General features: G+C 67.9%; 25 protein-coding genes and 1 tRNA gene. 11 read left to right on the forward strand and 15 right to left on the reverse strand.

The window, feature by feature from the left end:
• Nucleotides 1-61: 61 nt before the first annotated feature.
• The 5 genes from B4L26_RS09245 to B4L26_RS09265 form a co-directional block, all read right to left on the reverse strand.
• Entirely contained in the window at nucleotides 62-751 is a 690-nt protein-coding gene (locus B4L26_RS09245; protein ID WP_290718248.1) for an endonuclease domain-containing protein, read from the reverse strand.
• A 422-nt stretch (nucleotides 752-1,173) separates the two neighbouring features.
• Nucleotides 1,174-2,703, reverse strand: coding sequence for an ATP-dependent DNA ligase (locus B4L26_RS09250; protein WP_290718251.1), 1,530 nt, complete (start codon nucleotides 2,701-2,703; stop codon nucleotides 1,174-1,176).
• A gap of 4 nt (nucleotides 2,704-2,707) precedes the next feature.
• Nucleotides 2,708-3,997, reverse strand: coding sequence for an MFS transporter (locus B4L26_RS09255; RefSeq protein WP_290718293.1), 1,290 nt, complete (start codon nucleotides 3,995-3,997; stop codon nucleotides 2,708-2,710).
• Nucleotides 3,998-4,103: 106 nt separating this feature from the next.
• Entirely contained in the window at nucleotides 4,104-4,901 is a 798-nt protein-coding gene (locus B4L26_RS09260) for an SDR family oxidoreductase (protein ID WP_290718252.1), read from the reverse strand.
• Nucleotides 4,902-4,930: 29 nt separating this feature from the next.
• Nucleotides 4,931-5,665: a hypothetical protein gene (locus B4L26_RS09265; protein ID WP_290718254.1), complete on the reverse strand. Its 735-nt coding sequence runs from the start codon at nucleotides 5,663-5,665 to the stop codon at nucleotides 4,931-4,933.
• 69 nt (nucleotides 5,666-5,734) lie between these two features.
• Here B4L26_RS09265 and B4L26_RS09270 point away from each other — a divergent pair, with 69 nt between their 5' ends.
• Together B4L26_RS09270 and B4L26_RS09275 are read left to right on the forward strand one after the other, a co-directional pair.
• Complete coding sequence (locus B4L26_RS09270; protein ID WP_290718256.1) at nucleotides 5,735-6,517, forward strand: SDR family oxidoreductase; 783 nt, start codon at nucleotides 5,735-5,737, stop codon at nucleotides 6,515-6,517.
• A 41-nt stretch (nucleotides 6,518-6,558) separates the two neighbouring features.
• Entirely contained in the window at nucleotides 6,559-6,975 is a 417-nt protein-coding gene (locus B4L26_RS09275; RefSeq protein WP_290718258.1) for a hypothetical protein, read from the forward strand.
• A 6-nt stretch (nucleotides 6,976-6,981) separates the two neighbouring features.
• Here B4L26_RS09275 and B4L26_RS09280 read toward each other — a convergent pair whose 3' ends face one another.
• The 6 genes from B4L26_RS09280 to B4L26_RS09305 all read right to left on the reverse strand — a co-directional run bounded on the left by B4L26_RS09280 (nucleotide 6,982) and on the right by B4L26_RS09305 (nucleotide 10,359).
• Nucleotides 6,982-7,266 carry a YciI family protein gene (locus B4L26_RS09280; RefSeq protein WP_290718260.1) on the reverse strand — a complete coding sequence of 95 codons (285 nt, stop codon included), beginning with the start codon at nucleotides 7,264-7,266 and terminating at the stop codon, nucleotides 6,982-6,984.
• Between the two features lie 34 nt (nucleotides 7,267-7,300).
• Entirely contained in the window at nucleotides 7,301-8,098 is a 798-nt protein-coding gene (locus B4L26_RS09285) for an esterase/lipase family protein (protein ID WP_409563515.1), read from the reverse strand.
• Nucleotides 8,099-8,142: 44 nt separating this feature from the next.
• Nucleotides 8,143-8,673 carry a GNAT family N-acetyltransferase gene (locus B4L26_RS09290; protein WP_290718264.1) on the reverse strand — a complete coding sequence of 177 codons (531 nt, stop codon included), beginning with the start codon at nucleotides 8,671-8,673 and terminating at the stop codon, nucleotides 8,143-8,145.
• The gene (locus B4L26_RS09295) at nucleotides 8,670-9,752 is read right to left on the reverse strand and encodes an alpha/beta fold hydrolase (RefSeq protein WP_290718295.1); all 1,083 of its coding nucleotides are present in this window, start codon (nucleotides 9,750-9,752) and stop codon (nucleotides 8,670-8,672) included. The genes B4L26_RS09290 and B4L26_RS09295 overlap by 4 nt, the downstream gene beginning before the upstream one ends.
• A 10-nt stretch (nucleotides 9,753-9,762) precedes the next feature.
• On the reverse strand, nucleotides 9,763-10,095 hold the full coding sequence (locus B4L26_RS09300; protein ID WP_290718266.1) for a hypothetical protein: 333 nt from the start codon (nucleotides 10,093-10,095) through the stop codon (nucleotides 9,763-9,765).
• Between the two features lie 181 nt (nucleotides 10,096-10,276).
• Nucleotides 10,277-10,359 (reverse strand) — tRNA-Leu (locus B4L26_RS09305).
• A gap of 246 nt (nucleotides 10,360-10,605) precedes the next feature.
• Between B4L26_RS09305 and B4L26_RS09310 the strand changes: the two genes are divergently transcribed.
• The 7 genes from B4L26_RS09310 to pknB all read left to right on the forward strand — a co-directional run bounded on the left by B4L26_RS09310 (nucleotide 10,606) and on the right by pknB (nucleotide 19,971).
• Entirely contained in the window at nucleotides 10,606-11,751 is a 1,146-nt protein-coding gene (locus tag B4L26_RS09310; protein WP_290718268.1) for a DUF3662 and FHA domain-containing protein, read from the forward strand.
• Nucleotides 11,752-11,940: 189 nt separating this feature from the next.
• On the forward strand, nucleotides 11,941-12,402 hold the full coding sequence (locus tag B4L26_RS09315; protein ID WP_290718270.1) for an FHA domain-containing protein FhaB/FipA: 462 nt from the start codon (nucleotides 11,941-11,943) through the stop codon (nucleotides 12,400-12,402).
• Complete coding sequence (locus B4L26_RS09320) at nucleotides 12,399-13,802, forward strand: PP2C family protein-serine/threonine phosphatase (RefSeq protein ID WP_290718272.1); 1,404 nt, start codon at nucleotides 12,399-12,401, stop codon at nucleotides 13,800-13,802. The genes B4L26_RS09315 and B4L26_RS09320 overlap by 4 nt, the downstream gene beginning before the upstream one ends.
• The gene (locus B4L26_RS09325; protein ID WP_290718274.1) at nucleotides 13,799-15,232 is read left to right on the forward strand and encodes an FtsW/RodA/SpoVE family cell cycle protein; all 1,434 of its coding nucleotides are present in this window, start codon (nucleotides 13,799-13,801) and stop codon (nucleotides 15,230-15,232) included. The genes B4L26_RS09320 and B4L26_RS09325 overlap by 4 nt, the downstream gene beginning before the upstream one ends.
• Entirely contained in the window at nucleotides 15,229-16,731 is a 1,503-nt protein-coding gene (locus B4L26_RS09330) for a peptidoglycan D,D-transpeptidase FtsI family protein (protein WP_290718276.1), read from the forward strand. The genes B4L26_RS09325 and B4L26_RS09330 overlap by 4 nt, the downstream gene beginning before the upstream one ends.
• Nucleotides 16,728-18,068, forward strand: a complete 1,341-nt coding sequence (locus tag B4L26_RS09335) for a protein kinase domain-containing protein (RefSeq protein ID WP_290718278.1) — start codon at nucleotides 16,728-16,730, stop codon at nucleotides 18,066-18,068. The genes B4L26_RS09330 and B4L26_RS09335 overlap by 4 nt, the downstream gene beginning before the upstream one ends.
• Before the next feature lie 4 nt (nucleotides 18,069-18,072).
• A complete protein-coding gene (pknB, locus tag B4L26_RS09340) occupies nucleotides 18,073-19,971 on the forward strand; it encodes a Stk1 family PASTA domain-containing Ser/Thr kinase (protein WP_290718280.1) in 1,899 nt (632 codons plus the stop codon).
• A gap of 21 nt (nucleotides 19,972-19,992) precedes the next feature.
• Here pknB and B4L26_RS09345 read toward each other — a convergent pair whose 3' ends face one another.
• Nucleotides 19,993-20,652, reverse strand: coding sequence for an aminodeoxychorismate/anthranilate synthase component II (locus B4L26_RS09345; RefSeq protein ID WP_290718282.1), 660 nt, complete (start codon nucleotides 20,650-20,652; stop codon nucleotides 19,993-19,995).
• Nucleotides 20,653-20,690: 38 nt separating this feature from the next.
• Between B4L26_RS09345 and crgA the strand changes: the two genes are divergently transcribed.
• Together crgA and B4L26_RS09355 are read left to right on the forward strand one after the other, a co-directional pair.
• Nucleotides 20,691-20,981 carry a cell division protein CrgA gene (crgA, locus tag B4L26_RS09350; RefSeq protein WP_290718283.1) on the forward strand — a complete coding sequence of 97 codons (291 nt, stop codon included), beginning with the start codon at nucleotides 20,691-20,693 and terminating at the stop codon, nucleotides 20,979-20,981.
• 102 nt (nucleotides 20,982-21,083) lie between these two features.
• A complete protein-coding gene (locus B4L26_RS09355; protein ID WP_290718285.1) occupies nucleotides 21,084-21,560 on the forward strand; it encodes a PH domain-containing protein in 477 nt (158 codons plus the stop codon).
• Between the two features lie 43 nt (nucleotides 21,561-21,603).
• Here B4L26_RS09355 and B4L26_RS09360 read toward each other — a convergent pair whose 3' ends face one another.
• The 3 genes from B4L26_RS09360 to B4L26_RS09370 form a co-directional block, all read right to left on the reverse strand.
• The gene (locus B4L26_RS09360; protein WP_290718287.1) at nucleotides 21,604-21,747 is read right to left on the reverse strand and encodes a hypothetical protein; all 144 of its coding nucleotides are present in this window, start codon (nucleotides 21,745-21,747) and stop codon (nucleotides 21,604-21,606) included.
• 122 nt (nucleotides 21,748-21,869) lie between these two features.
• Nucleotides 21,870-22,565 (reverse strand): rhomboid family intramembrane serine protease, encoded by a 696-nt coding sequence (locus B4L26_RS09365; protein WP_290718289.1) that lies wholly within the window; start codon nucleotides 22,563-22,565, stop codon nucleotides 21,870-21,872.
• Nucleotides 22,566-22,600: 35 nt separating this feature from the next.
• Nucleotides 22,601-22,966: peptidylprolyl isomerase (locus tag B4L26_RS09370; protein WP_290718291.1), on the reverse strand; the 366-nt coding region annotated here is incomplete at its 5' end.

Consider the following 22,966-nt stretch of genomic DNA (forward strand, 5'->3'; position numbering starts at 1 on the left):
GCTGGGCCGTCCGGGGTCGCCGACTGGGCCCGCCCCCACGCCAAGGGCCCTCCCGAGGGCCTCAGTACGCCCTGCGCCGGTGAAGTGCGGTCTCGATCTCCGTGAGAATCGTCCACGGCCTTTCGCGAAGGCGCTCCGCGTCGACGCGGATGACCTTCCACCCCAACGCTTTGAGCTTCGCGTCCCGCCGCGCATCACGCGCCCGTTGCCACGGCAGGCCGTGGAACTCCTCGCCGTCGTACTCGATGTCGACCTTCTCCTCCCGATAGCCGATGTCGGCCCGGGCGAAGACGTGCCCACTCTCGTCGGCTACCTCTATCTGGAGCTCGGGTGTCGGAAGCCCGCCGCGAAACATCAGTAGCCTGAGCCAGCTCTCCGGAGGCGACTCAGCTGCCCCGTCAATGAGCGGCGCGATCGCCCGAAGCTGACGGATGTGGCGCCAGCCGGCATGCCACTCCACGTACCGGCACAAGTCAGCGACCGAAAATCTCGTCGCGCGGTGCAGAGCGTCGAGGTGTCCGAGACCGCGCCAGTCAGGGGTAATTCGGCCGACATCGAAGGCAGTGCGCACCGGGGTCGTGACGAGAATGCCGTCGAGTTCAATGACGTCGGTAGGGGCCACTTGAAAACGGTGGGTGATCCGGCCTGTCCCGTGCCGACTGGCCCCCGATATCGGATGCAGCAGTTCGATCTTGAACTCGGCATCGAACCAGAGACTCCCGTGCAGAATCGACGCGGCGACACCGGCCACTACGGACTCCCCCCTTGCCCTCGACGCGGTCGCTACGACACGCTCCCGCGCCGAGAGCAGCACCGAACGTCCCACCTGCGTCGTTCCGTCAATACATCGAGTGTCGACCGGAACCGAGGCGGCCATCCGTCCGACAAGGCCGCGGAAGTGCTCGTTTCTAGCGTCTTCAAAGGTGTCCATACCCCGTTAGACGCAGCGCGGACCCGTTCGGATCCGTGAGCCGACAGCCGCAGCCGATGTCAGCCGTCGAAACCGCTGGTCAACACGGCACCACTGATTCTTAGCGCTCGACAAACGACTCAGTAGGGACCGAACCGGACCCACTCGAGAACCTCGGACGGCCCCCTCGGCAAACTGGTTCGGCCCACTCGACGACCTGCGACGGCCCACTCGGCGACCTAGGAGGGCCCAGTCGGCGTGGCCTACGCTCCTAGCCGGGCCAGGTCGCCGATCGTGTCGGCCTGATCAGGTGTCTTGTCCGGCCGGTAGCGCACCACCCGCGCGAATCGCAGAGCGAGACCACCCGGATAGCGAGTGCTGCGCTGCACACCGTCGACGGCGATCTCGACGACCAGTTCGGGCCGCACGTAGACGGTGTAGTCCTCGCGTGACGTCTCGTATTGCGGGAACGTCGTAGTCTGCCAGGCCAGCAGTTCGTCGGTCATGCCCTTGAAGGTCTTGCCGACCATGATCGGCGGCCCACCCGCGGGGTCGCGGGCGCCCAGGTGGATGTTGGACAGCCAGCCGCGTCGTCGGCCCGACCCCCACTCGGCGGCCAGCACCACGAGGTCGAAGGTATGGACCGGTTTGATCTTCTGCCACGACCGCCCGCGCCGCCCCGCCGCGTAGACCCCCGACGGCGACTTGACCATCACGCCCTCGTGGCCGTCGGCGACCACACGATCGAAGACCGCCCCGATCTCGTCGGCGCTAGTCACCGTCGTGCTCGGGATCCGCAGTCCCGGCGCCACCGCCTCCAACGCGGCCAGCCGATCCACCAGCGGCTCGTCGATCAGGTCCGCGCCGTCGAGGTGCAGGCAGTCGAAGAAGTAGGGCCGCAGCACACCTCCGTCGTCGGATTCCCGACCCGCAGCGCTAAAGCCGCTCATGGTGTCCTGGAACGGCCGCGGCCGGCCGTCGTCGGTGATAGCGAGGGTCTCCCCGTCGAGGATGATCGTCTCGCAATCGAGCTCCGCGACGAGACGCACGACCTCAGGCACCGCCCCGGTGATCTCACGCAGCGAGCGGGTGAAAACCGAAATCTCCGTCCCTCGTCGGTGCACCTGGATGCGCGCGCCGTCGTACTTGGCGTCGACGACGACCTGCGGGCCGAGTTCGTCCCACACCTCCTGCGCGGACGACGCCGGGGTGGCGAGCATCGGTTCCAGCGGCCGTCCGACGACGATGCCCAAGCCGCGCAGCCCCGCGGCTCCCTCGGTCAAGGCCAGCCGCGCCGTCGTCGGCAACGACCCCGAGAGCATCACCGCGCGTCGCACCATCTCCTTGGGCAGCCCGGCGGCAACCGCAACCGCGTCAGTCACCACGCCAGCCAGCGCCCCCTGCCGCAGCTCACCCGACAGCAATCCGCGCAAGAATATTTGCTCGGCGTCGGTCGCCGCGGCGAAGAGTGCGCCGACCTCCTCGGCGCGCAGGAGTGCCGATCCGGCGCCACTGATCCCGGCCAGACGCGTGAACCCCGCATCGACCCCGGCGACGGTGAGCGACGCCGTCGACGACGGTGCCTGACGGCTCAGCTTCTGCAGACCCGCCCATCCGACGCCGAGCCGGCCCTGCAGGAGTTCGCCGGAGCACCACGCGGTGACCGGCGCGATCTCCTCGTCGACGGCCCGCCCCAGCAGTTCGGCGATCGCCGCGGTCTTCGCCGTCCGCGAGCGGGTCGCCGCGACGAGATTCGACGTCGCGACCACATCGGCCAGCAGGAGCCCGCGCATCCGCTCAGACCTTGGTCAGCTCCACGTCGCGGGTCTCCGGGGCGAGGACCAGCGCGACCAACGTGATCGCAGCCGCCACCGCGAGGTAGATGCCCACAGCGCCGACGCCGTGGCTGGCCGCGAGGGCGGTCGCGATGAACGGGGCGACGGCCGCGCCGATGATCGACGCCATGTTGTAGGAGATCCCCGAACCCGTGTAGCGGACGTTGGTGGGGAACAGCTCCGGCAGGACCGCGCTCATCGGGCCGAAAGTCAGGCCCATCAGCGTCATGCCGACGATGAGGAAGCCCAGCATCGACGCCTCACTGGCGACGGCGGGCCCGATCAGCTTGTCGAAGGTCAGGCCGAAAACGATGATCCCGACCGTGATCGAGATCAACACCGGCTTGCGACCCATCCGGTCGGCCAGCCACCCCGACAATGGGATGCACACCGCGAAGAACAGGACGGCGATCAGCTGCAGCTCGATGAACCGCGTCGCCGGAATGCCCAAGTTCGTCACGTGCTCGGCGGTCGACTTCTTGGTGCCGTACGAGCTGGCCCACGCAGTCATCAGATAGAACAACGTGTACGTGGCCAGCATGATGAAGGTGCCCAGGATCAGAGGCCGCCACGCGGTGCGCAGGACGGTGGCCAGGGGTGCCTTGACCTTCTCCCCCGCCTCGACCGCCGCCCGGAACACCGGCGTCTCGGTGAGCCGCAGTCGCACGTACAGGCCGACGATGACCATGATCGCGCTGGCCAGGAACGGCACGCGCCAACCCCACGTGTAGAAGGAGTGGTCGATCGGCGAGGTGTTCTTGTCGAAGTCCATGCCGACCATCAGCGAGAGGAAGACACCGTTGGCCAGCAGGAAGCCCAGCGGCGCACCGAGCTGAGGCCACATCGCCGCCCACCCGCGCTTGCCCTCCTCGGCGGTCTCGGTCGCAAGCAGCGCCGCACCCGACCATTCGCCGCCGAGCCCGACGCCCTGGCAGAAGCGCAGCACCGCCAGCAGAATCGGTGCGGCATAGCCGATGGACTCGTACGTCGGGAGCAGACCGATGACGAACGTCGCGATTCCCATCGTCAGCAGCGATCCGACGAGCGTCGCCTTGCGCCCGATGCGGTCGCCGAAGTGCCCGAACAGCACCGAGCCGACGGGTCGCGCGACGAACGCGACGCCGAAGACGGCGAACGACGCCAAGAGGCTGGCCGTCTGATTTCCCGACGGGAAGAACAGCTTCGGGAACACGAAGACCGCGGCCGTCGCATAGATGTAGAAGTCGAAGAATTCGATGGTGGTGCCCACCATGGACGCGACGACGATCCGCCGGCGTGGGACTTCCTGAGTGTCGGTCACCAGTGGAGAGTACCGGCGATTGCGCTCGGATTCGCTGCAACCGGGACGGCGCCGACGCTCAGCCCTGCTGGCCGGCGAACGTCGCGGCCGCCGCAGCGCCCGCCGAGATTCCGGCGAGGAAACCACCGTCGACCTGGATATCCTGCCCCATGACCCACCCGGCATCCGGCGAGAGCAGGAACGCGAGCACCGGCGCGATGTCGGCGGGCTGCGCATGCCGCCCCACCGACGTCTTGAGGGTGTTGAGGACGTCCTTGCCCATCTCCTCCTCGAAATCCGCCAGGATCGGCGTCTCCACCGGGCCGGGGCTCACGGTGTTGACCCGGATGCCGTACTCGCGCCAGGCGTAGGCGGAGAACTGCTTGGCGAAGGCGACCGTGGCCTCTTTCGACACGAAGTACGCCGGGTAGCCCTCCTCGGCGTTCTCGGCGTACCACGTCGAGCCTTCGGCAAACCCCGGCGACGCGAGTAGGCCTTCGTTCTGCGCCAGCCGCAACGACCATGCCGATCCCGCCGTCGACGCGACGATGGCCAGGCCACCGCCGCGCTTGATGCGCCCGGCGATGCCGGTGACAAACCGGCGCATGCCGAGGAAGTTCACGGCGATCACCTTGTCGTCAGGAGCGGTTCCGGGGATCCCAGCGATGTGGGCGACGCCGTCCCACTCACCGTCGAGCGCGGCGAGCGCCTCGTCGATGCTCGCCGGATCGGCCAGCTCCACCGGGACATACGCCATGGCCTCCGAGCCCGGCTTGAGGTCCGCGACGGTGACCTCGGCTCCCCGCCGGGCCAGCAGCTCAGCGGTTCCCCGACCGATTCCCGACGACCCTCCGACGACCAGAATGCGCTCTGCCACAGTGTTCCTCTCGAATTGATCTTGACTGCCTAGCCCACGAGGACCTCTCGTGCGTCCGGTGTCAGCAGTCCAGACACCTTGTCCCACGGGATCGTCACCGGCAGGTAATCACCCATCACGTGCGGGACACTGACGTAGACGTGCAGTCCCTCCGGCAGTGGGACCCATGTCGACAAGCCAGCATAGGAGACTCCGCCGCTGCTGTTGAGGCGACCCGTCGGGTCATATCGGGGGGCCAGTTCACCAAGGACGCGCTCGGCGGCACTGCGGTTGGCGAACGGTTCGTCGATCACCTCGCCGGTCAGCGCATTGAAGACCGCGGTCTCGACGTCGAGGCTGGGGTGTGCAACTTGCCGCGCGTTGGCCATCACGATCACCACGCCGGACAGGGTGCGGTCGCCAATGATCGCGCGGCTGCGCTCGGCCGTGCCGATGCTGCCGTCGCCGATGACTAGGCCGTTGCCGCTCGGCGCTCCGGTGAGCACCTGCAGTATCGCCTCGAACTTGCCGTTGAAGGCCGCCCGGATCTGCCGGTCGCCGCCGCGAACCTGTGGCAACTGCACGCTCCATTCGGTGCCGTCGGGGAGGCTGCCGGCACGCGGTTCGGTGACGGCGGTGAACCCGTTGACCGGGCTGCGCGATTCGCCGATCGTCGCGACCGGTGTCGGCGGGCTGATGTCGATGCTGCAGGCGCTCAACCCGGCCACCACCACGGCGAGGACCGCCGCGACCATCCACGGACGCGGGTTCTGAACTCTGTGCATGCGTCTGAGTATGGCAATTCCTTCGGGGCCGTGAGGCTGCGTCGGAGGTGATTCTGACAAGCTGGACCCATGCGGAAGCGAGCGATATCGGGTTTGGTCATTGCGGTCACGGGAGGCGGTGCCGGGATCGGCGCGGCCATTGCGGCGCAGACCGCCGCCCGAGGTGCGCGTGTGGCCATCGGCGACCTCGACAAGGCTGCCGCCGACGCGACCGCAGCAGCGATCGGCGGCCGCGGTTACCGCCTCGACGTGACCGACGAGGACTCGTTCACCAAGTTCCTCGCCGACGTCCAGTCCGACCTGGGCCGGATCGACGTGCTCGTCAACAACGCCGGAATCATGTGGGTCGGACCGTTCGACGAAGAGCCGCCGAAGGCCTCGGAGGCCATGGTCGCGGTCAACCTGCTCGGCGTGATCCGCGGCGTACGCCTGGCCGCTCCCGGAATGCGCGCCCGGGGCCAAGGGCAGATCGTCACCATCGCCTCGGCGGCGTCGAAGCTCTCCCCTCCCGGCGAGTCGACTTACGCCGCCACCAAACACGGCGTCCTCGGTTACCTGACCGGGGTGCGCGAAGAACTGCGCGGTAGCGGCGTGACGCTCTCGGTGATCATGCCCGGAGTCGTCGAGACGAAGCTGGCCGAGGGCACCGCAACCGGTGCCGCGAAGCTGCTGCAACCCGACGACGTGGCGCTGGCGGTCGTCGACATCATCGAGCAGCCACGCTTCACCCTCACCATCCCCGGCTATGTCGGGCCACTGGTGGCGCTGGTCGGCCTGGCCCCGCAACGCGTCCGCGACCAGATCCTGCGGCGCATGGTTCCCGACCAGGTGGCGGCCACCCGCAAACGCTGAGCCGGTGGCGGGTCGTGGATGACCGTCCTACCCTCGGTTGTATGAGGCGTTCAATGCAGGCGCTCATCGTGGTCGTCCTTGCGGCGGTCATGGGGTTCGCCTTTCCCCCGACGGCATCGGCGGCCGTCGTGCCGTTCCAGATCCAGCCCGCGTCCTACGGCAATCCAAACGGCAGCTTCGACGTCCCGCCGATCCGATGTGCCGTGGAGACCGGCCGCCAACGCGGAGTCGTCACCATCACCGGGGCCGACCGCGGGCGGTGGGGCTGCCTGGCCTTCGGCCGGGTCGGGTGGTTCAACTTGACGACGGGGGCCGCCGGCAGGGCCAAGCTATCGAGCGGGCTCAACGGCATTCCGCCGGCCACGTCCCTGCGAACCGGGCCGGGCGACGTAGTGATCCGCATCGAAGCGTGGGGTGGTGTCGTCACCCCCGGTTTCGCGACGGTTCGCGTCCCCTGACGACTCCTACCCGCCGAAGGGCCCGAAGACGTTGATCCACTCGTTGATTCGGACGTTGGCGATAGCGCCCACCTCCGCGAACGGGTCACCCGCGAGCAAGTCCTCGACACCCGCACGGTCAGCGGCGTCGACCATCACCCACGCGCCGGTCCCGTCGGCGAAGGGGCCGGCCATGCGGACCACTCCGCTCTCGTAGCCCGCGGCCAACCAGTCGCGGTGGGCAGGACGGTGCTCATCGCGCAGCGCGGCGTGCTCGGGGGCATAGGTGTATTCGACGGCGAAATTCGGCATAGCGGCAGCGTAGCTCCCCGGTGATGGCCTGGTTCTACGGCCGGGCCACGTCGACGGTGGGATAGGCCGCTCGCAACAGCGCAGGCGAGCTGAATCGGTGCCACCGGTCGGCCGGCTGGGCCAGCCGGTCCGCCACCGCCCACAGTGCCGCGGGGTTGTGGCCGAACCCGAAGTGCGAGCTCCACACGGCGATGTTCTCCGCGTTCTTGCCCGGCAGGTCCAGACAGGTCTGCCATGCGACGATCCCGTCGAGGCGCGAATAGATCGACGTCGCCGGCACCGTCAGCGGCGCGGTGTCCCGCTCCAGCGGCAATCCCAACTCTTCGGCGTGCTGCGCCGCGTATCGGTTGAAGAGCGGGCTGGCCCAGCTCTGGTCGTGGCGCTGCAGCCGGATCGGACTGCCCAACGTGATGACCTGGCGGACCTTGTCCGGCGACTGCCGGGCCAACCGCCGCGCGTAGATGCCACCCAGGCTCCAGCCGAGCAGCGACACCGGCTCGCCGTAACGGTCGGCGAGGTGGTCCAATCGCGTGGTCAATCCGTTGAGGATGTGGTCGGTCGGACCAATATTGCGGCCCAACCGCCAGCCGTGCGCGTGATAGCCCAGAGAGCGCACCGAAGCACGCAGTCCCGTCGTCCACCGGTCGTTCGTCATGAATCCGGGCAGGACCAACACCGGGTGCCGGTCGCCGCGAGGCGCCGTCGCCAGGATCGGTGCCCACGCCGCGGTCGCCCACGCGTCGATGGACGACCGCCACAATTCGGTGGAGTACAGCAAGAACGGCGGCTTCCTGCTCGCCCACGCCGAACTCGGTCCGCGCCCCCGGGCCATGCTCGGGAACGGGGCGGTCGGCTCGCTCACCGGTGCCACCGTCACTACGCCCCCATCTCCTCGGCGAGGCCGATCGTCTCCATACCCGACCAGTTGTCGTCGACGAAGTGCGCCAGGACCAGCAGGTCCCGGAGATCGCCGTGACGGTCGCGGATGTGGTCGCGCAGCAGCGCCTCCCCGGTGAAGCCCAACTCGCTGAACATCGCCACGGCATGCCCCTGGTCGGCTGGCAGTTCGACGACGACCTTGCGCCGTCCGTCGGCGATCGTCTGCATGACCGCGTGGCGCGCGAGCGCCTTGCCGACGCCACCTCGGCGGCTGTCCTTCCCGACGACGAGACGGATGTCGCCGACGTGGTCGGACCAGCCCGGCCGGGACCGGACCGCGACGTAGCCCTCGATGCGTCCGTCGTCGTCGACCATGACCCACTGCGAGACTCGCGCACTGATGAGCCGGCGCACTTCGTCGGCGTTGCCGACGTCTTCCTGGATGAACGTGCGGTCGACCTCGGGCAGCCCGGTCATGAATTCCACTAGGGCTTCGGTGTGCGCGTCGGTCACTGCCTCGATGGTCATTGCGCGATCTCCTCACTGCGTTGGCGCATGAAGTCGATGATCTTGGGGATGGTGGTCCTTGCGGCGGTCTTCCCGACGACGAGACCGATGTGCCCGGCGGGCAGGCGGAACTGCTCGGCGTCGGGCGAGCCGACGAGGCCCACCAGCGGCGCCGAGCACTTCTCCGGGATGATGTGGTCCCGGTCAGCGGTGACGTGCAGGAACGGCAGCGTGATGTCGCTCAGGTGCACCCGGTCACCACCGATGACGAGCCGGTCGTTGACCAGCGCGTTGTCCTTCATCATCCCCACCAACTGCTTGGCGACGCCCCCGGGGAACGGGATGTGGTTGTTGCCCCACCCGCTCATCGCCTGGTGGGCACTCACGTAGTCGTCGTTCCACATCTGCTGCCACAGGTTGACGTAGCCGGTGATGTCGGCGGTCGGGGTCAACGACCGGAAGGCCTGCAGCAGCACCTCCGGTGCGACGTTGCCGTCCTCGTTGAAGGTGTCTTCGACCTCGACACCGGACGCACCCAGCGCATCGCCCATCGGCCCCATCTCCTGCAGGTCGGTCGGCGTCGTCATCACGGTAAGGCTGCGCAGCGGTGCGTCGGGGTGGTGCGCGGCGTAAAGCACCGAGAGGAGCCCGCCGAAGCAATAGCCGAGCATGTTGACCTCGTCGGACCCGCTGATCTCGAGGATCCGCTCCACGGCACCGGGGATGTAGTCGTCGACATAGTCCTCGAAGGTGTTCTCGCTATCGCGCTCGTCGGGGACACCCCAGTCGAGCATGTAGACGTCGAACCCGGCCTTCAGCAGCTTCTCGATGAAACTGTTCCCCGGTGCGAGGTCGACGATGAAGCTGCGGTTCAGCAGGCTGTAGATGATCAACACCGGCGGCGCGAGCGTCACGTTGTCGCTGCGGTAGTGCCACAACTCGCAGCGGCCAGCCGTCCACACCGTGTCCTTGGGCGTGCACCCCAACTGGGGGCGCGAGACGCCGGCCACCATCTTGATTCCGTTGCGCGCCCGCAGCGCGTTGCGCTCGATCTCCTTGCGGATCCGGTCGACCGGGCTCAGCGGTCGGGGCTGGGTCATCGTCACCGTGCTACTCCTTCCGGTCAGAGGTATGCGACGCGCCGTGTTCGTCGCCGTGGTGGTGGCGCTCGCGCTCAAGTTGCAGGGTCAGCCGGCGCACCTCCCGGTCAAGCGCGCCGACCTGGTGCCGCAGCCGTCGGACGTCGGTTCCCGCAGGAAGGTTCACGAGGTGCCACACCGTCGCGGCGGTCGAGCCGATGCGCTTCCCGACGGTCTTGCGGACCTTGGCACCCAATCCGAGAGCGAAGTTGAAGGTGTCGCTCTGCACGACCTCGGTCACCGTCGGCGTGACCGCCTTGTCGACCTTGTCGTAGGCCTGGCGCCACAAGGGTTGTTCGCTCATTTGGTCGCCCCCGGTCCAATTCCCCCCGGTGCGCTCCCGTGCATGGCCGCCTCCGCTTGTGGTGTGATCTGGCTCACCTCAGTACTACCACCGTCGGAGGGCGCGCACGTAGGGAGGGCACAGGTCCCCGGAAACGAACCGAGCCGCGACATCCGGTTGGATGTCGCGGCTCGGAGATATGTGGGCGAAGGGGGACTTGAACCCCCACGTCCCGAAGGACACTGGCACCTGAAGCCAGCGCGTCTGCCATTCCGCCACTCGCCCGTGACACTGGAAAACAGTGCGTCCGCTTGGACCCGGAAACGATAGCACGGGGCGGACGGCGGGTGAAATCGACAACCGTGGCGGCGCCAGCAGGGCTTTGGTGCCACTGTGACCACCGGTACTAATGTGACGATCTTGTGTCCCAATTAGGGGGCCGAATCGCTATCATGAAACGATCCATTCCGCACGTGCGACACGCCACAGAAGGGTGCGCACAACACGACGACGACGAAGGGGAGGTCGGGCGTGGGCATCCTGGGGCGATTCGAGCGCAAGCTCGAAGGCGCGGTCGACGACGGCTTCGCGCGCGTCTTCGGCGGTCAGGTGGTTCCGCACGAGGTCGAACGCGCGCTCGCGCGGCAGGCCGAAGACTCGTTGACACCTGTCGAAACAGGCGCTCCACTGGCCCCCAACAGTTACGTTCTGCACGTCTCCGACGGCGACTTCGACCAGCTCGACGCCGAGTACGAACTCAACCGCAAGACCTTTTCCCGCCACCTGGACAACTACATCCGGGACAGTGGGTGGCAGACTTATGGGCCTGTCATCGTCGAGTTCACCCCATCCGCCGAACTCCACACCGGGCAGATGCGCGTCACCGCTGTCGTCGACCCCGACGCGCGCCCCCGTCCCGAATCCGATCGGGGCCGGGCAGGCCCCGCGCCGACCCCCCGACCAACCGAGAACCCCGCTGCACACATAGGAGCCCCGCACATGCCTCAGAATCCCGGAAACGACCAGGCCGGTTACCAGCAAGAGGGCTACGTCCCGCAGGGTTACCCGCCCGCCGGCTACGGCGAACGCCCCGCCTACGACCCGACCGGCTACGACCAGCCGAGCGGATACAACCAGGGCGGCTTCGACCAGCAGGGTTACACACAGCAGCCCGGTGCCTACGACCAGGGCGGCTACCAGCCCGGCGGCTACGGCCAGCAGCCCGGTGGGTACGACCAGGGCGGCTACCAGCCCGGCGGCTACGGCCAGCCCGGCGGGTACGACCAGCAGGGTTACGGCCAGCAGCCCGGTGGCTACGACCAGGGCGGCTACCAGCCCGCCGGCTACGGCCAGCCGCAGCCGGCGTACGCGGCGCCGCAGAGCTACGCCCCGACGGCCATCACGCTGCTCCTCGAGGACGGCAGCAACCGCACGTTCTCGCTGCGCGAGGGCTCCAACGTCGTGGGCCGCGGCCAGGACGCCCAGTTCCGCCTCCCTGACACCGGCGTCTCGCGCCGTCACGTCGAGATCCGCTGGGACGGCAACACCGCGATGCTGACCGACCTCAACTCGACCAACGGCACCACCGTCAACGACGTGCAGGTCTCCAACTGGGAGCTCGCCGACGGCGACCGGATCCGCATCGGCCACTCCGACATCACCGTCCGCTTCCAGTAACGCGGCACGGACAGAAGGTCGCAACCGGGTATCAGTCGATACCGAACTGTCACCTTCGGACCGCGGTCGATATGGGTTAGACCCATAAGATGGCGGTTACCAATCGGCCGGTGACGCTGCCGCACCCCGGCTGCGGCGATGACCGGCCACGATAGGGGCCTATGGGCAGATGATGGAAGGCGGTGCGACGTGCAAGGCTTGATCCTGCAGATCTCGCGCATCGGTTTCCTGATCCTGCTGTGGCTGTTCGTCTACGCGACTATCCGCGCGCTGCGCAACGACCTCTCCATCGCCGGTGGACGCCCGGTGAGTTTCGGCCTGCCCGGGCGCTCGCGCACCCGCGCGAAGCCCTCGCGCGGCTCTGCGCGCTACCTCGTCGTCACCGGGGGTGCGCTCGCCAACACCCGCATCTCGCTCGGCGACCAACCGCTGCTGTTGGGTCGCGCCGACGACTCCACCCTGGTGTTGACCGACGACTACGCGTCGGAGCGCCACGCGCGCCTGTCGCGCCGCGGCGACGACTGGTACGTCGAAGACCTCGGTTCCACCAACGGCACCTATCTCGACCGGGCCAAGGTCACGACGGCGGTCCGCGTGCCGACCAACACGCCGATCCGGATCGGTAAGACCGTGATCGAGCTACGCCCGTGACCCTCGTCCTGCAATACGTCGCGCGCAGTGACCGCGGCCTCGTCCGCGCCAACAACGAGGACTCCGTCTACGCGGGTCCCCGTTTGCTCGCGCTCGCCGACGGCATGGGCGGGCACGCGGCCGGCGAAGTAGCCAGCCACCTCGTCATCCAGGCCATGCAGCCGCTCGACGACGACGAGCCCGGCGGCGACATGCTCGACCTCCTCCACCACGCCATGGACGTGGGGAACGAGGCGATCGCGGCGCAGGTCGACGCGAATCCCGACCTCGACGGCATGGGCACCACGCTGACCGCGCTGCTGTTCTCCGGCACCCGCGTGGGCTTGTGCCACGTCGGTGACTCCCGCGCCTACCTCTTCCGCGACGGTGAGATCTCCCAGATCACCCGCGACGACACGTTCGTCCAAGCCCTCGTCGACGAGGGGCGAATCACCGCCGACCAGGCACACTCGCACCCGCAGCGATCGCTCATCATGCGCGCACTCACCGGGACCGAGGTCGAGCCCACCCTGACGATGCGCGAGGCCCGCGCCGGCGACCGGTACCTGTTGTGTTCCGACGGGCTCTCCGACGTGGTCTCGGAGGAGACGATCGGCGACACCCTCGGCTCCGTCGAATCCCCGTCGGGCTGCGCCGACCGGCTCATCGAACTGGCGCTGCGCAGCGGCGGCCCCGACAACGTGACCGTCGTCGTCGCCGACGTGGTCGATACCGAGTTCGGCGAGTCACGGCCGATCCTCGGCGGCGCCGCGGGCGGCGACGGCGAGGCCGCCTACACACCGGACCCCTCATCGGCGGCCGGTCGGGCCGCCGCACTGCGGCCGCCGCCGGAGCCGTCGCCGCCGATTACCGTTCCCGACGAGGCACCGGTCTCCTCGTCGTCGAAGCGCCGCCGCCGGCTGCTTGCACTCGCGGTGGTCGGCGCGCTCATCGTCGTGCTCGTCCTTGCCGGCCTGGTGACGCGTTCCAAGCTGGCCGCCAACCACTTCCTGCGCGTCGACAACGGCAACGTCGTCATCTACAGCGGATCGCCGGACCCGGTGTTCTGGTTCACCCTCGACTCGCTGGCCGAACGGGTGTGCATCGACGACCTGGCCGCCGTGGAGCCGAACATCACCTTCACCGCCGACCCGGCCGCCCACTGCAACGCACTGCCGGTGGCCGCGCTCGCCGAACTCGACCGGAACGCCGTGCGCGAGGGAAAGGTCCGCGACCTCTCCCTCGCCGACATGCATGAGCGCGTACGCGAGCTGAACCTGATACCGATGTGCCGACTGCCGGCACCCACGCCGACCCCGGCGCCGCCCGGCCAACCGAACCCGGCACCGGCGCCACCGGCAACCCCGGTGCCGCTGCCACCGCCGACGGTGACCGACGGTCCGTGCCGAGGTGCCCGATGAGCGCGCCCGCAGCCATCGCGACTGCCTCGAGCCGCGCCCGCAGGCGCGAGTTGATCCTGCTCGGGTTCGCGTTCGGACTCGTTCTGGTGGCGCTGCTGATCGTCGACACCGCCCAGCACCAGTCCGGTTCCCAGATGTTGGCGAACATCGCGATGTTCGTCGGTGCCTACGCCGCGCTCTACCTGCTCGCGCACGGCGTCATCCGCCTCGTCGCACCCAATGCCGACCCGCTGTTGCTGCCGGTCATTGCCGCGCTCAACGGCCTTGGGCTGGTGCTGATCCACCGTCTCGACCTCGGTGCGGCCCATGCCGCGGAGACCATCACCGCCTCCGACCCCGTGACGCACAACGCCGCGCAGCAGTTGCTGTGGACCCTGCTGGGCATCGCCGCATTCTGCGTGATGCTGGTGGTGGTGCGCGACCACCGCACGCTCGCCCGCTACGCCTACACCCTGGGCCTGGCCGGTCTGGTGTTCTTGCTGATCCCCGCCGTCCTGCCCGCCTCGCTCTCCGAGATCAACGGATCGAAGAACTGGATCAAGACGCCGTTCTTCTCCATCCAGCCCGGCGAGTTCGCCAAGATCGCTCTGATCCTGTTCACCGCGGCGGTCCTCGTCGGCAAGCGCGACCTGTTCACGACGGCCGGCCGCCGCTTCGGCCCCCTCGACGTCCCGCGCGCACGGGATCTGGGCCCGCTGCTCGTCGCCTGGATCGTCGCGATAGTCATCTTCGCGCTGCAGAACGACCTGGGCACGCCGCTCCTGATCTTCACGACCATCCTGACGATGCTCTACGTGGCCACCGGCAAGTTCGGGTGGGTGGCGATCGGGCTGGTGCTGTTCACGATCGGCGCTATCGCCGCGTATGCCATCTTCAGCCACCTGCGCGTGCGCGTGGAAGCCTGGCAGGACCCGTTCGCTGACTACACCGGCAACGGCTACCAGATCGCGCAGAGCCTGTTCGGTCTCGCTACCGGCGGCCTGTTCGGCACTGGGCTCGGCTCGGGCCGGCCCAACATCGTGCCGTTCGCCAACACCGACTTCATCATCTCCACCATCGGTGAGGAACTCGGCCTCGTCGGGCTCACCGCGGTCCTGTCCCTCTACCTCGTCCTCGTTATGCGCGGCCTGCGCGCCGGTGTCGCCGTCCGCGACAGCTTTGGCAAGCTGTTGGCCGCCGGTCTCGCCACGACGGTGGCGATCCAGCTGTTCGTCGTCGTCGGCGGTGTCACCAAGCTCATCCCCCTTACCGGTCTGACTACGCCGTTCGTCTCCTACGGCGGCTCATCCCTGCTGGCCAACTTCATCCTCGTGGCACTGCTCGTGCGGATCTCCGACGCCGCCCGTCAACCACAGCTCGCCACCCCCGCCGGCACCGGGCTCGCCGCTAGCACGACCAGCGTGATCCCCGCTGCGGGAGGTGGCCGGTGAACAAGCCGATCCAGCGCGTCGGGCTGTTCGTCTGCCTGCTTGTCGTCGCGCTCCTCGCCAACGCCACCTACATCCAGGTCATCCACGCCAACGAGTTGCGCTCGGACTCGCGCAACAGCCGCGTGCTCATCGACGAGTACGCGCGGCAGCGCGGCGCCATCACCGCTGGCGGTGACGTCATCGCGAGCTCCGACCCGACCGATGGCCGACTGCGTTTCCTGCGGACCTACCCGGCAGACACCGCCATGGCGTTCGCGCCCGTCACCGGCTACTTCTCCTTCCAGTACCGCAGTTCCGGACTCGAACTGGCCGAGGACGCCATTCTCAACGGCAACGACGACCGGCTGTTCGGGCAACGGTTCATGGACATGTTCGCCGGGCGCGACCCGCGCGGCGGCAACGTGTTGACGACGATCCGGCCCGAGGTCCAGAAGGCGGCGTACGAAGCCCTGCGCAACGGGCGCTGCGACGGTGGGTGCCGCGGTGCGGTCGTCGCGATCGAGCCCAGCACCGGCAAGATCCTCGCCCTGGCCAGCTCCCCGTCGTACGACCCCAACAAACTTGCCAGTCACAACCAGCAGGTCCGGGAGAACGCGTGGACGTCGTGGTCGAACCCGCCGAACAAGGCCGACCCGATGCTCAACCGCCCGCTCGACCAGCTCTACCCGCCGGGCTCGACCTTCAAGGTGATCACCACCGCGGCCGCCCTGCGCGACGGTGTCGATCCGAACATCCGGCTCACCGCGGCGCGCTCCATCACGCTGCCCGGCTCCACCGCGACGCTGACCAACTACGGCAATCAGACGTGCCCGGGTGCCGTCGGCGGAACTGTGACGCTGGCTCAAGCGTTCCAATACTCGTGCAATACCGCGTTCGTCGACCTCGTGGTCAACAAACTCAAGCAGCCCGAGACCACTCTGGCCGAGACCGCCAAGCGGTTCGGTCTCGACGAGGCGACCCAAGCGATCCCGCTCCCGGTGCGCGCCAAGTCGACACTCGGCGACGTCAGCGACCGCGCCGCGCTCGGCCAGTCTGCGATCGGCCAGTACAACGTCCGCATGTCGGCGCTGCAGAATGCGATCATCGCGGCAACCGTCGCCAACGGTGGGGTGCGCATGCAGCCGTACCTGGTCGATAAGCTACAAGGACCCGATCTTCGGACGCTGTCCACGACATCGCCCGCAACGGTCAATGAGCCGATCACCGCGGCGCAGGCAGCAACGCTGACCTCGCTGATGATCGACTCCGAGCGCCAATCGGGGGGGCCGGCGACGATCGCATCGAAGACCGGGACTGCCGAGCACTCGGCCGGACCGGGCAGCGGCGAGGTGCCGTATGCGTGGTACATCGCCTTCGGTCCCTCGACCAACGCTCAGATCGCCGTCGCGGTAGTAGTGGAGAACGGACAATTGGGGACCGGAACGACGGGGGCAGCGGTCGCTGCACCCATCGGACGAGACGTGATCGAGGCAGCACTGAGAGGAGGTGGCGGCCGATGAGCCTGCAGCAGGGCACTGTGATCGCCGACCGGTACCGACTCATGCGGTTGATCGCGACCGGCGGCATGGGCCAGGTGTGGGAGGCGATGGACACCCGCCTCAACCGCCGCGTCGCCGTCAAGGTCCTCAAGTCCGAGTACTCCAACGACCCGGAGTTCATCGGCCGGTTCCGCACCGAGGCGCAGACCACCGCCCGCCTCAACAACCCCGGCATCGCCGGCGTCTTCGACTACGGCGAGACCCCCGACCGCAACGGCGGCCAGGCACTGGCCTACCTCGTGATGGAACTCGTCGACGGCGAGCCGCTCAACGCGGTCATCTCCCGGATGGGGCGCCTGCCGGTGTCCAACACGCTCGACATGCTCGAGCAGACCGGGCGGGCGTTGCAGGCGGCCCATGAGCAGGGCCTGATCCACCGCGATGTGAAGCCGGGCAACATTCTCATCACCCCCACCGGCCAGGTGAAGATCACCGACTTCGGTATCGCCAAGGCCGCCGATTCGGCGCCGGTTACCCAGACCGGGATGGTCATGGGGACCGCCCAGTACATCTCCCCCGAACAGGCCAACGGTGACGAGGCGACGGCCGCGTCGGACGTGTACTCGCTCGGCGTCGTCGGCTATGAGGCGCTGACCGGGCGTCGCCCGTTCCTCGGTGACGGCGCGATCACCATCGCGATGAAGCACATCCGAGAGGCGCCGCCGCCACTCCCGTCGAGCCTGCCCGCCGAAGTCCGCGAACTCATCGAGACGACGTTGGCCAAGGGCCCCCGACAGCGCTACGCCAACGGCGGCGAGTTCGCCGACGCGGTGGCCGCGGTCCGAGCCTCGCAGCCCCTACCGACTCCTCGCACGGCGGTGGTCGCCCCCGCCGTCACCCCCGCGGTGACGAAGACCAAGAAGAAGAGCAGCAAGTCCGCCGCGGTCGCTCCCAAGGCACCGGTGAAGCCGCCGGCGGTCGTCGACGACGGCGGGTGGACCGGTGGGCAGAAAGCCCTGGCCGCGATCGCGGTGATCCTGCTGCTCACCGCACTGGGACTCGTCGGCTATCTCGTCTCACAGATGAATACCGACCAGACGGTCACCCCGTCGACGACGGTCGTCCACCAGTCGCCGGCCACGACGACGACCACCACCAAAACGACCTCGCGTACGCCGCGGAGCACTGCCCGTACCACCACGACGACCGACGACGATACGACGACCACTGCGCCGCCGACGACCACGCACCGCCCGGCGCCGCGGCCCACCCAGCGTCCCGAGGACCTCCCGCCCGACCCGGGTGCGCCCACCGCCCAGTGGCCCCCGTTCCGGATTCCCGGCTTCCCCGGCGGCTGACCGCATGAACCCGACGCCCCCTCTTCTCTCCGATCGCTACCAGCTGGGCGAAACTCTCGGCTTCGGCGGCATGTCGGAGGTCCACTACGCCCGTGATCTGCTGCTCAACCGGGACGTCGCCATCAAGGTGCTGCGCGCCGATCTCGCCCGCGATCCCAGCTTCTACCTCCGCTTCCGGCGCGAAGCGCAGAACGCGGCCAAGCTGAACCACCCCACGATCGTGCAGGTCTTCGACACCGGCGAGGCGCAGACCGAGGACGGCCCACTCCCGTTCATCGTCATGGAGTACGTCGAGGGCGAGACGCTGCGCGACATCCTGCGCGCCGACGGTCCGCTGGCCCCTCGCCAGGCCCTGACCTGGATGGCCGACGTCGCCGCGGCGATGGACTTCTCGCATCGGGCAGCGATCGTGCACCGCGACATGAAACCCGCCAACGTCATGATCGACCGCACCGGCGCGGTGAAGGTCATGGACTTCGGCATCGCCCGGGCCATGAACGACACCTCGGCGACGATGACGCAGACCTCGGCTGTCATGGGCACCGCGCAGTACCTGTCGCCGGAGCAGGCACGCGGGTTGAAGGTTGATCCCCGCAGCGACATCTACTCGATGGGCTGCGTCCTGTTCGAGCTGTTGACAGGCGAGCCGCCGTTCACCGGGGACTCCCCCGTGGCGGTCGCCCACCAGCATGTGCACGAGGACCCGCCGCTCCCCTCCGATGTGCGCAGCGACATCACTCCCGAGCTGGACTCGGTCATCCTCAAGGCGATCAGCAAGAACCCCGCCAACCGCTATCAGAGCGCCGCGGAGTTCCGCGCCGACCTGATCCGCACGCTGTCGGGGCAACGCCCGTCAGCACCGATGATCATGTCGGCGGCTGAGCGCACCGACCTCATCGATACCGACACGCGCCCGCGCATCCGGCCCACCCCCGGCGGGCGGCGCGATACCGATGCCTCGTCGGACCCGCGCCGGATGTTCCGGACGCGGCGGTTGCGCGCGGCCGGAATCATGGCCTCCGTTGCGATCCTCCTCATCGGCCTCTTGGCGTGGTCGCCCTGGTCGGGCCCGGCCAAGCAGGTGGTCGTCCCCACGATCACCGGGATGCCCGGGGAACAGGCGAAGCAACTGCTCACCCAGTTCGGGTTCAAGGTCAAGAAGATGGAGGAGGCGAGCCTCGACATCCCGGCCGGCAACGCGACCCGCTCGACGCCGGGTGGCGATGTCCGCGCCGAGGAGGGTTCAGAGGTCACCCTCTACGTCTCAACCGGTCCGCAGCGCCACAAGATCCCCGACGTCCGCGGAAAGTCGAAGGCCGACGCCGTCAAGGCCCTGACTATGCTCGGTTTCACCGTCGTGAAGACCGACAAGGTGAACTCGCCACCGGAGTTGCTCGACAAGGCGGTCAACACGACTCCTCCCGCCGGTACCGACACCGCGGTCAACTCGGTGATCGTCGTGCACATGGGCGAGGGGCCCAAGGAAGTCACCATCCCCGAGCTGGTCGGGGAGACCGAGGACCGCGCCCGCGCCATCTTGAAACAGCTCGGGTTGAAGATGGCCGTCGTGCCCGGCGACTCGGAAATGCCGCGCGGTGAGGTCGTGACGACCTCGCCGTCGGCAGGCACCACCGTCACCGACGATCAGACCGTCACCATCACCGTGTCGCGCGGCAACATGTTCATCGTCCCGAACCTCGTCGGGAAGACGCCCGGCCAGGCGCGGGCGGCGCTGGCCGCCGCCGGATGGAAGGTCTCGACGCTGACCCAGTCGACGCGCGGGGTACCACTCGGACACAAGGACAGCGGTCGCGTCGTGGCTCAGGTGCCACCGGCCGGGTCGGCGATCCGCAAGGACGACGGTGTCACCATCGTCGTCGGCGAAGGCCGGTTGATCGGATAGCCGGGCCCGGCGTTGCCTGGATCAGTCCAGTGCGGCGGCGAGCTGATCCTCGAGCTGGCGCACGAGCGCCTCGTCGACGTCGATCCCGCACACCGCGAGCCAGTTGACCAGCATGCGGTGACCGCCCTGGGTGAGCACGCTCTCCGGGTGGAACTGGACTCCGTGGATGGGCAACTCCGTGTGCACCAGCCCCATCACGATGCCGCTCTCGGTGCTGCCGGTGACGTGCAACTCGTCGGGGATCGTCTCGGGCACGACCGTCAGCGAGTGGTAGCGCGTGGCGGTGAACGGGCTCGGCAGCCCCGCCAAGACGCCGGTGCTGTCGTGGAAGACCTGTGACGTCTTGCCGTGCAGCAGTTCTGGGGCGCGGTCGACGGTACCGCCGAATACGGCACCGATCGCCTGGTGACCCAGACACACTCCGAGCAGGGGCGTGCGCGTCGTCTGCGCGGCACGGACCACATCCATCGTGGCACCGGCCCGCTCGGGCGTACCGGGCCCCGGACTGAGCAGTACCCCGTCGTAGTCGGCGATGACCTCGGTCAGCGGGCGCTCGGTGAGACGGGGGTCGTCGTTGCGCCAGACGTCGACGGACACGCCCAACTGGCCCAAGTACTGGACGAGGTTGTAGACGAAGCTGTCGTAGTTGTCGATCACGAGGATCTGGTTTTCCCGACTCACGTGGACAGGCTACCGCCCTGGCATGGGATGATTGGACTATGCCCAAGTCAAAAGTCCGCAAGAAGACTGATTACACGATCAACACCGTGAGCCGGACGCCGGTCAAGGTCAAGGCGGGGCCGTCGGGACTCGTGTACCAGAGTGTCATGTTCGGCCTGATGCTGATCGGCCTGGTCTGGCTCGTCGTCTACTACCTCGCCGCCACTCCGTCGACCTACGGCGGCGACGGCCAGTTCCTGCACTGGATGGCCAATCTCGGCCCCTGGAACTTCCTCATCGGCTTTGTCCTGATGGTTGTCGGGCTGCTGATGACAATGCGGTGGCGCTGAGAGACGACGTGCGAGTTCTCCCCAGCTGTGGAAATTACATGTGTGTAATTTCTCCACACTGTGGATAACCCCTGTGGATAACTAGCCGTTCCTGGAGGTCATGTGCAAGCGTCTTGGTCCACTCCGCTCGCGTTCGGTTATGCCCTGCTCATCGGAGCGGCGGTGCTGGTCGTCGGAACGCTGGCCGCCGGGATCGACGCGATCGGCATGGTCCTCGTGCTGGTCGCCGCCCTCGGCCTGGTGTTCTTCGGGGTCTCCGCGCTACGTCTGCGGCCCCGGCTGGCCGTGCACGACAATCTCCTCACCGTGCGGACACTCACCGGGCAGCGGTCGTACCCGCCCGAGGAGGTCTACCGCATTCGAGTGCTGTCGCTGCGCCACATCGGCCGACGTTCCTCACAGCTAGAACTGGACCTGGCAAATGATGCGACGACTTCGCGCGACGACGAGGAGTCGCGGCGGCGCGGACTGCCGCCCGCAGACTCGCGGTTAGTGGTATTCGGGCGATGGGATCTCGGCGACGACCCGCACGCGGTGGCGGAAGTACTCGCCGCCGCGGGGTTTGCCGTCGAGCAGTGATAGGCCGAGCGATGTTCTATCGAGCAGTGGCGCTGCGCCCTGCTCAGTAGCAGTAGCCCCAGACCCAGCGGCCCTTCTGCTTGTCGAAGTAGCGCGACTTGGATTTCGGTTTGCGCTTCGGATCCTCGGGTTCGGTGCAGTAGTCACTGACGAATCGACTGCCGCGCCGCAACGGGATGGGAAACATGGTGCGGGACTCCTCGCGTGATCTGATCGTCGCCAACGGCCACCTTCGGCCAATAGCAGTCAACCTACCCAGCGACGCCCGGCCGGGCACTGCCGATCAGCTACCAGTTGCCTGTGAGTCGATCAGCGCAGATACGGCGAAAGCACTCCCACAACAATGGCGACGAGAAGCACGGCCAACATCGCCGCCCGGGCAGTCGTGTCCGCCCGCGCTCGCAGCGCCACCGTCGGCGTCGCATTGCCCACCACCAGCTGCGGGACGTACAGGACGGCGACGGTCGCGAGCGCGCCGAACAGCAGCCCACCCAGGTGCCCCACGAGGGAGATCCCCGGCACCGAGATCGAGATGACCAGGTTGATGGCGATGACGGCGATCACCTGGCCGGCTGGCGCCTTGAGTTTGAGGACGATGACGAGCATCGCGCCCATCAGTCCGTAGATCGCGCCGGATGCGCCAGCCGTGGCGGTGTTCTCACCGGCGAACAGCGCCACCGCGGCACTGCCGCCGAACAGCGACGTCAGATAGATCTGGAGGAACCGTCCGGTGCCCAGGATCGGCTCGAGCATCGTCCCCAGGATGTACAGCGAGAACATGTTGACCGCGATGTGCATCGGCGACAGGTGCAGGAAGCCCGAGGTGATGAGCCGCCAGTACTCGTGGTGGGCCAGGTCGATCGGCGACAGCGTGGCGCTGTTGAACACCGGCGAGTCGACGAAGCCGTAGAAGCTGCCCGTCCCCGCTTGCGCAACACACACCCCGTAGACCGCCAGATTGATGGCGATCAGTGCGTAAGTGGCCAGCGGCCGGGCCCGCGCCACCGCGGTGCCCGGCCGTGGGTTGACGACGGAAATACCTAGTCCTTCAGCTCGATCGAGGTGATGACGACCTCGTCGACGGGGCGATCGCCCGGCCCGGTCGCCGTCGTGGCGATGGCGTCGACGACGTTGCGCGACTCCTCGTCGGCGACCTCACCGAAAATGGTGTGCTTGCGGTTCAGGTGCGGGGTCGGCCCGACCGTGATGAAGAACTGCGAGCCGTTCGTGCCGGGTCCGGCGTTGGCCATCGCCAGCAGGTAGGGCTTGCTGAAGGTGAGCTCCGGGTGGAACTCGTCCTCGAAGCGGTAGCCGGGCCCGCCGCGACCGGTGCCGGTCGGGTCGCCACCCTGGATCATGAAGCCGTCGATGACCCGGTGGAACACCGAACCGTCGTAGAACGGTCC

Source organism: Gordonia sp. UBA7599 (assembly GCA_002477755.1).
Taxonomy (GTDB): Bacteria; Actinomycetota; Actinomycetes; order Mycobacteriales; family Mycobacteriaceae; genus Gordonia.

What these genes read in the sequence shown, in the direction of transcription:
- B4L26_RS09325 (WP_290718274.1), top strand. Translation starts at nt 13,799, where the DNA reads ATGAGCGCGCCCGCAGCCATCGCGACTGCCTCGAGCCGCGCCCGCAGG.
- pknB (WP_290718280.1), top strand. Translation starts at nt 18,073, where the DNA reads ATGAACCCGACGCCCCCTCTTCTCTCCGATCGCTACCAGCTGGGCGAA.
- B4L26_RS09280 (WP_290718260.1), bottom strand. Translation starts at nt 7,266, where the DNA reads ATGCCGAATTTCGCCGTCGAATACACCTATGCCCCCGAGCACGCCGCG.
- B4L26_RS09300 (WP_290718266.1), bottom strand. Translation starts at nt 10,095, where the DNA reads ATGAGCGAACAACCCTTGTGGCGCCAGGCCTACGACAAGGTCGACAAG.
- B4L26_RS09335 (WP_290718278.1), top strand. Translation starts at nt 16,728, where the DNA reads ATGAGCCTGCAGCAGGGCACTGTGATCGCCGACCGGTACCGACTCATG.
- B4L26_RS09290 (WP_290718264.1), bottom strand. Translation starts at nt 8,673, where the DNA reads ATGACCATCGAGGCAGTGACCGACGCGCACACCGAAGCCCTAGTGGAA.
- B4L26_RS09285 (WP_409563515.1), bottom strand. Translation starts at nt 8,098, where the DNA reads ATGGCCCGGGGGCGCGGACCGAGTTCGGCGTGGGCGAGCAGGAAGCCG.
- crgA (WP_290718283.1), top strand. Translation starts at nt 20,691, where the DNA reads ATGCCCAAGTCAAAAGTCCGCAAGAAGACTGATTACACGATCAACACC.
- B4L26_RS09270 (WP_290718256.1), top strand. Translation starts at nt 5,735, where the DNA reads ATGCGGAAGCGAGCGATATCGGGTTTGGTCATTGCGGTCACGGGAGGC.
- B4L26_RS09295 (WP_290718295.1), bottom strand. Translation starts at nt 9,752, where the DNA reads ATGACCCAGCCCCGACCGCTGAGCCCGGTCGACCGGATCCGCAAGGAG.
- B4L26_RS09265 (WP_290718254.1), bottom strand. Translation starts at nt 5,665, where the DNA reads ATGCACAGAGTTCAGAACCCGCGTCCGTGGATGGTCGCGGCGGTCCTC.
- B4L26_RS09250 (WP_290718251.1), bottom strand. Translation starts at nt 2,703, where the DNA reads ATGCGCGGGCTCCTGCTGGCCGATGTGGTCGCGACGTCGAATCTCGTC.
- B4L26_RS09255 (WP_290718293.1), bottom strand. Translation starts at nt 3,997, where the DNA reads ATGGTGGGCACCACCATCGAATTCTTCGACTTCTACATCTATGCGACG.
- B4L26_RS09275 (WP_290718258.1), top strand. Translation starts at nt 6,559, where the DNA reads ATGAGGCGTTCAATGCAGGCGCTCATCGTGGTCGTCCTTGCGGCGGTC.
- B4L26_RS09360 (WP_290718287.1), bottom strand. Translation starts at nt 21,747, where the DNA reads ATGTTTCCCATCCCGTTGCGGCGCGGCAGTCGATTCGTCAGTGACTAC.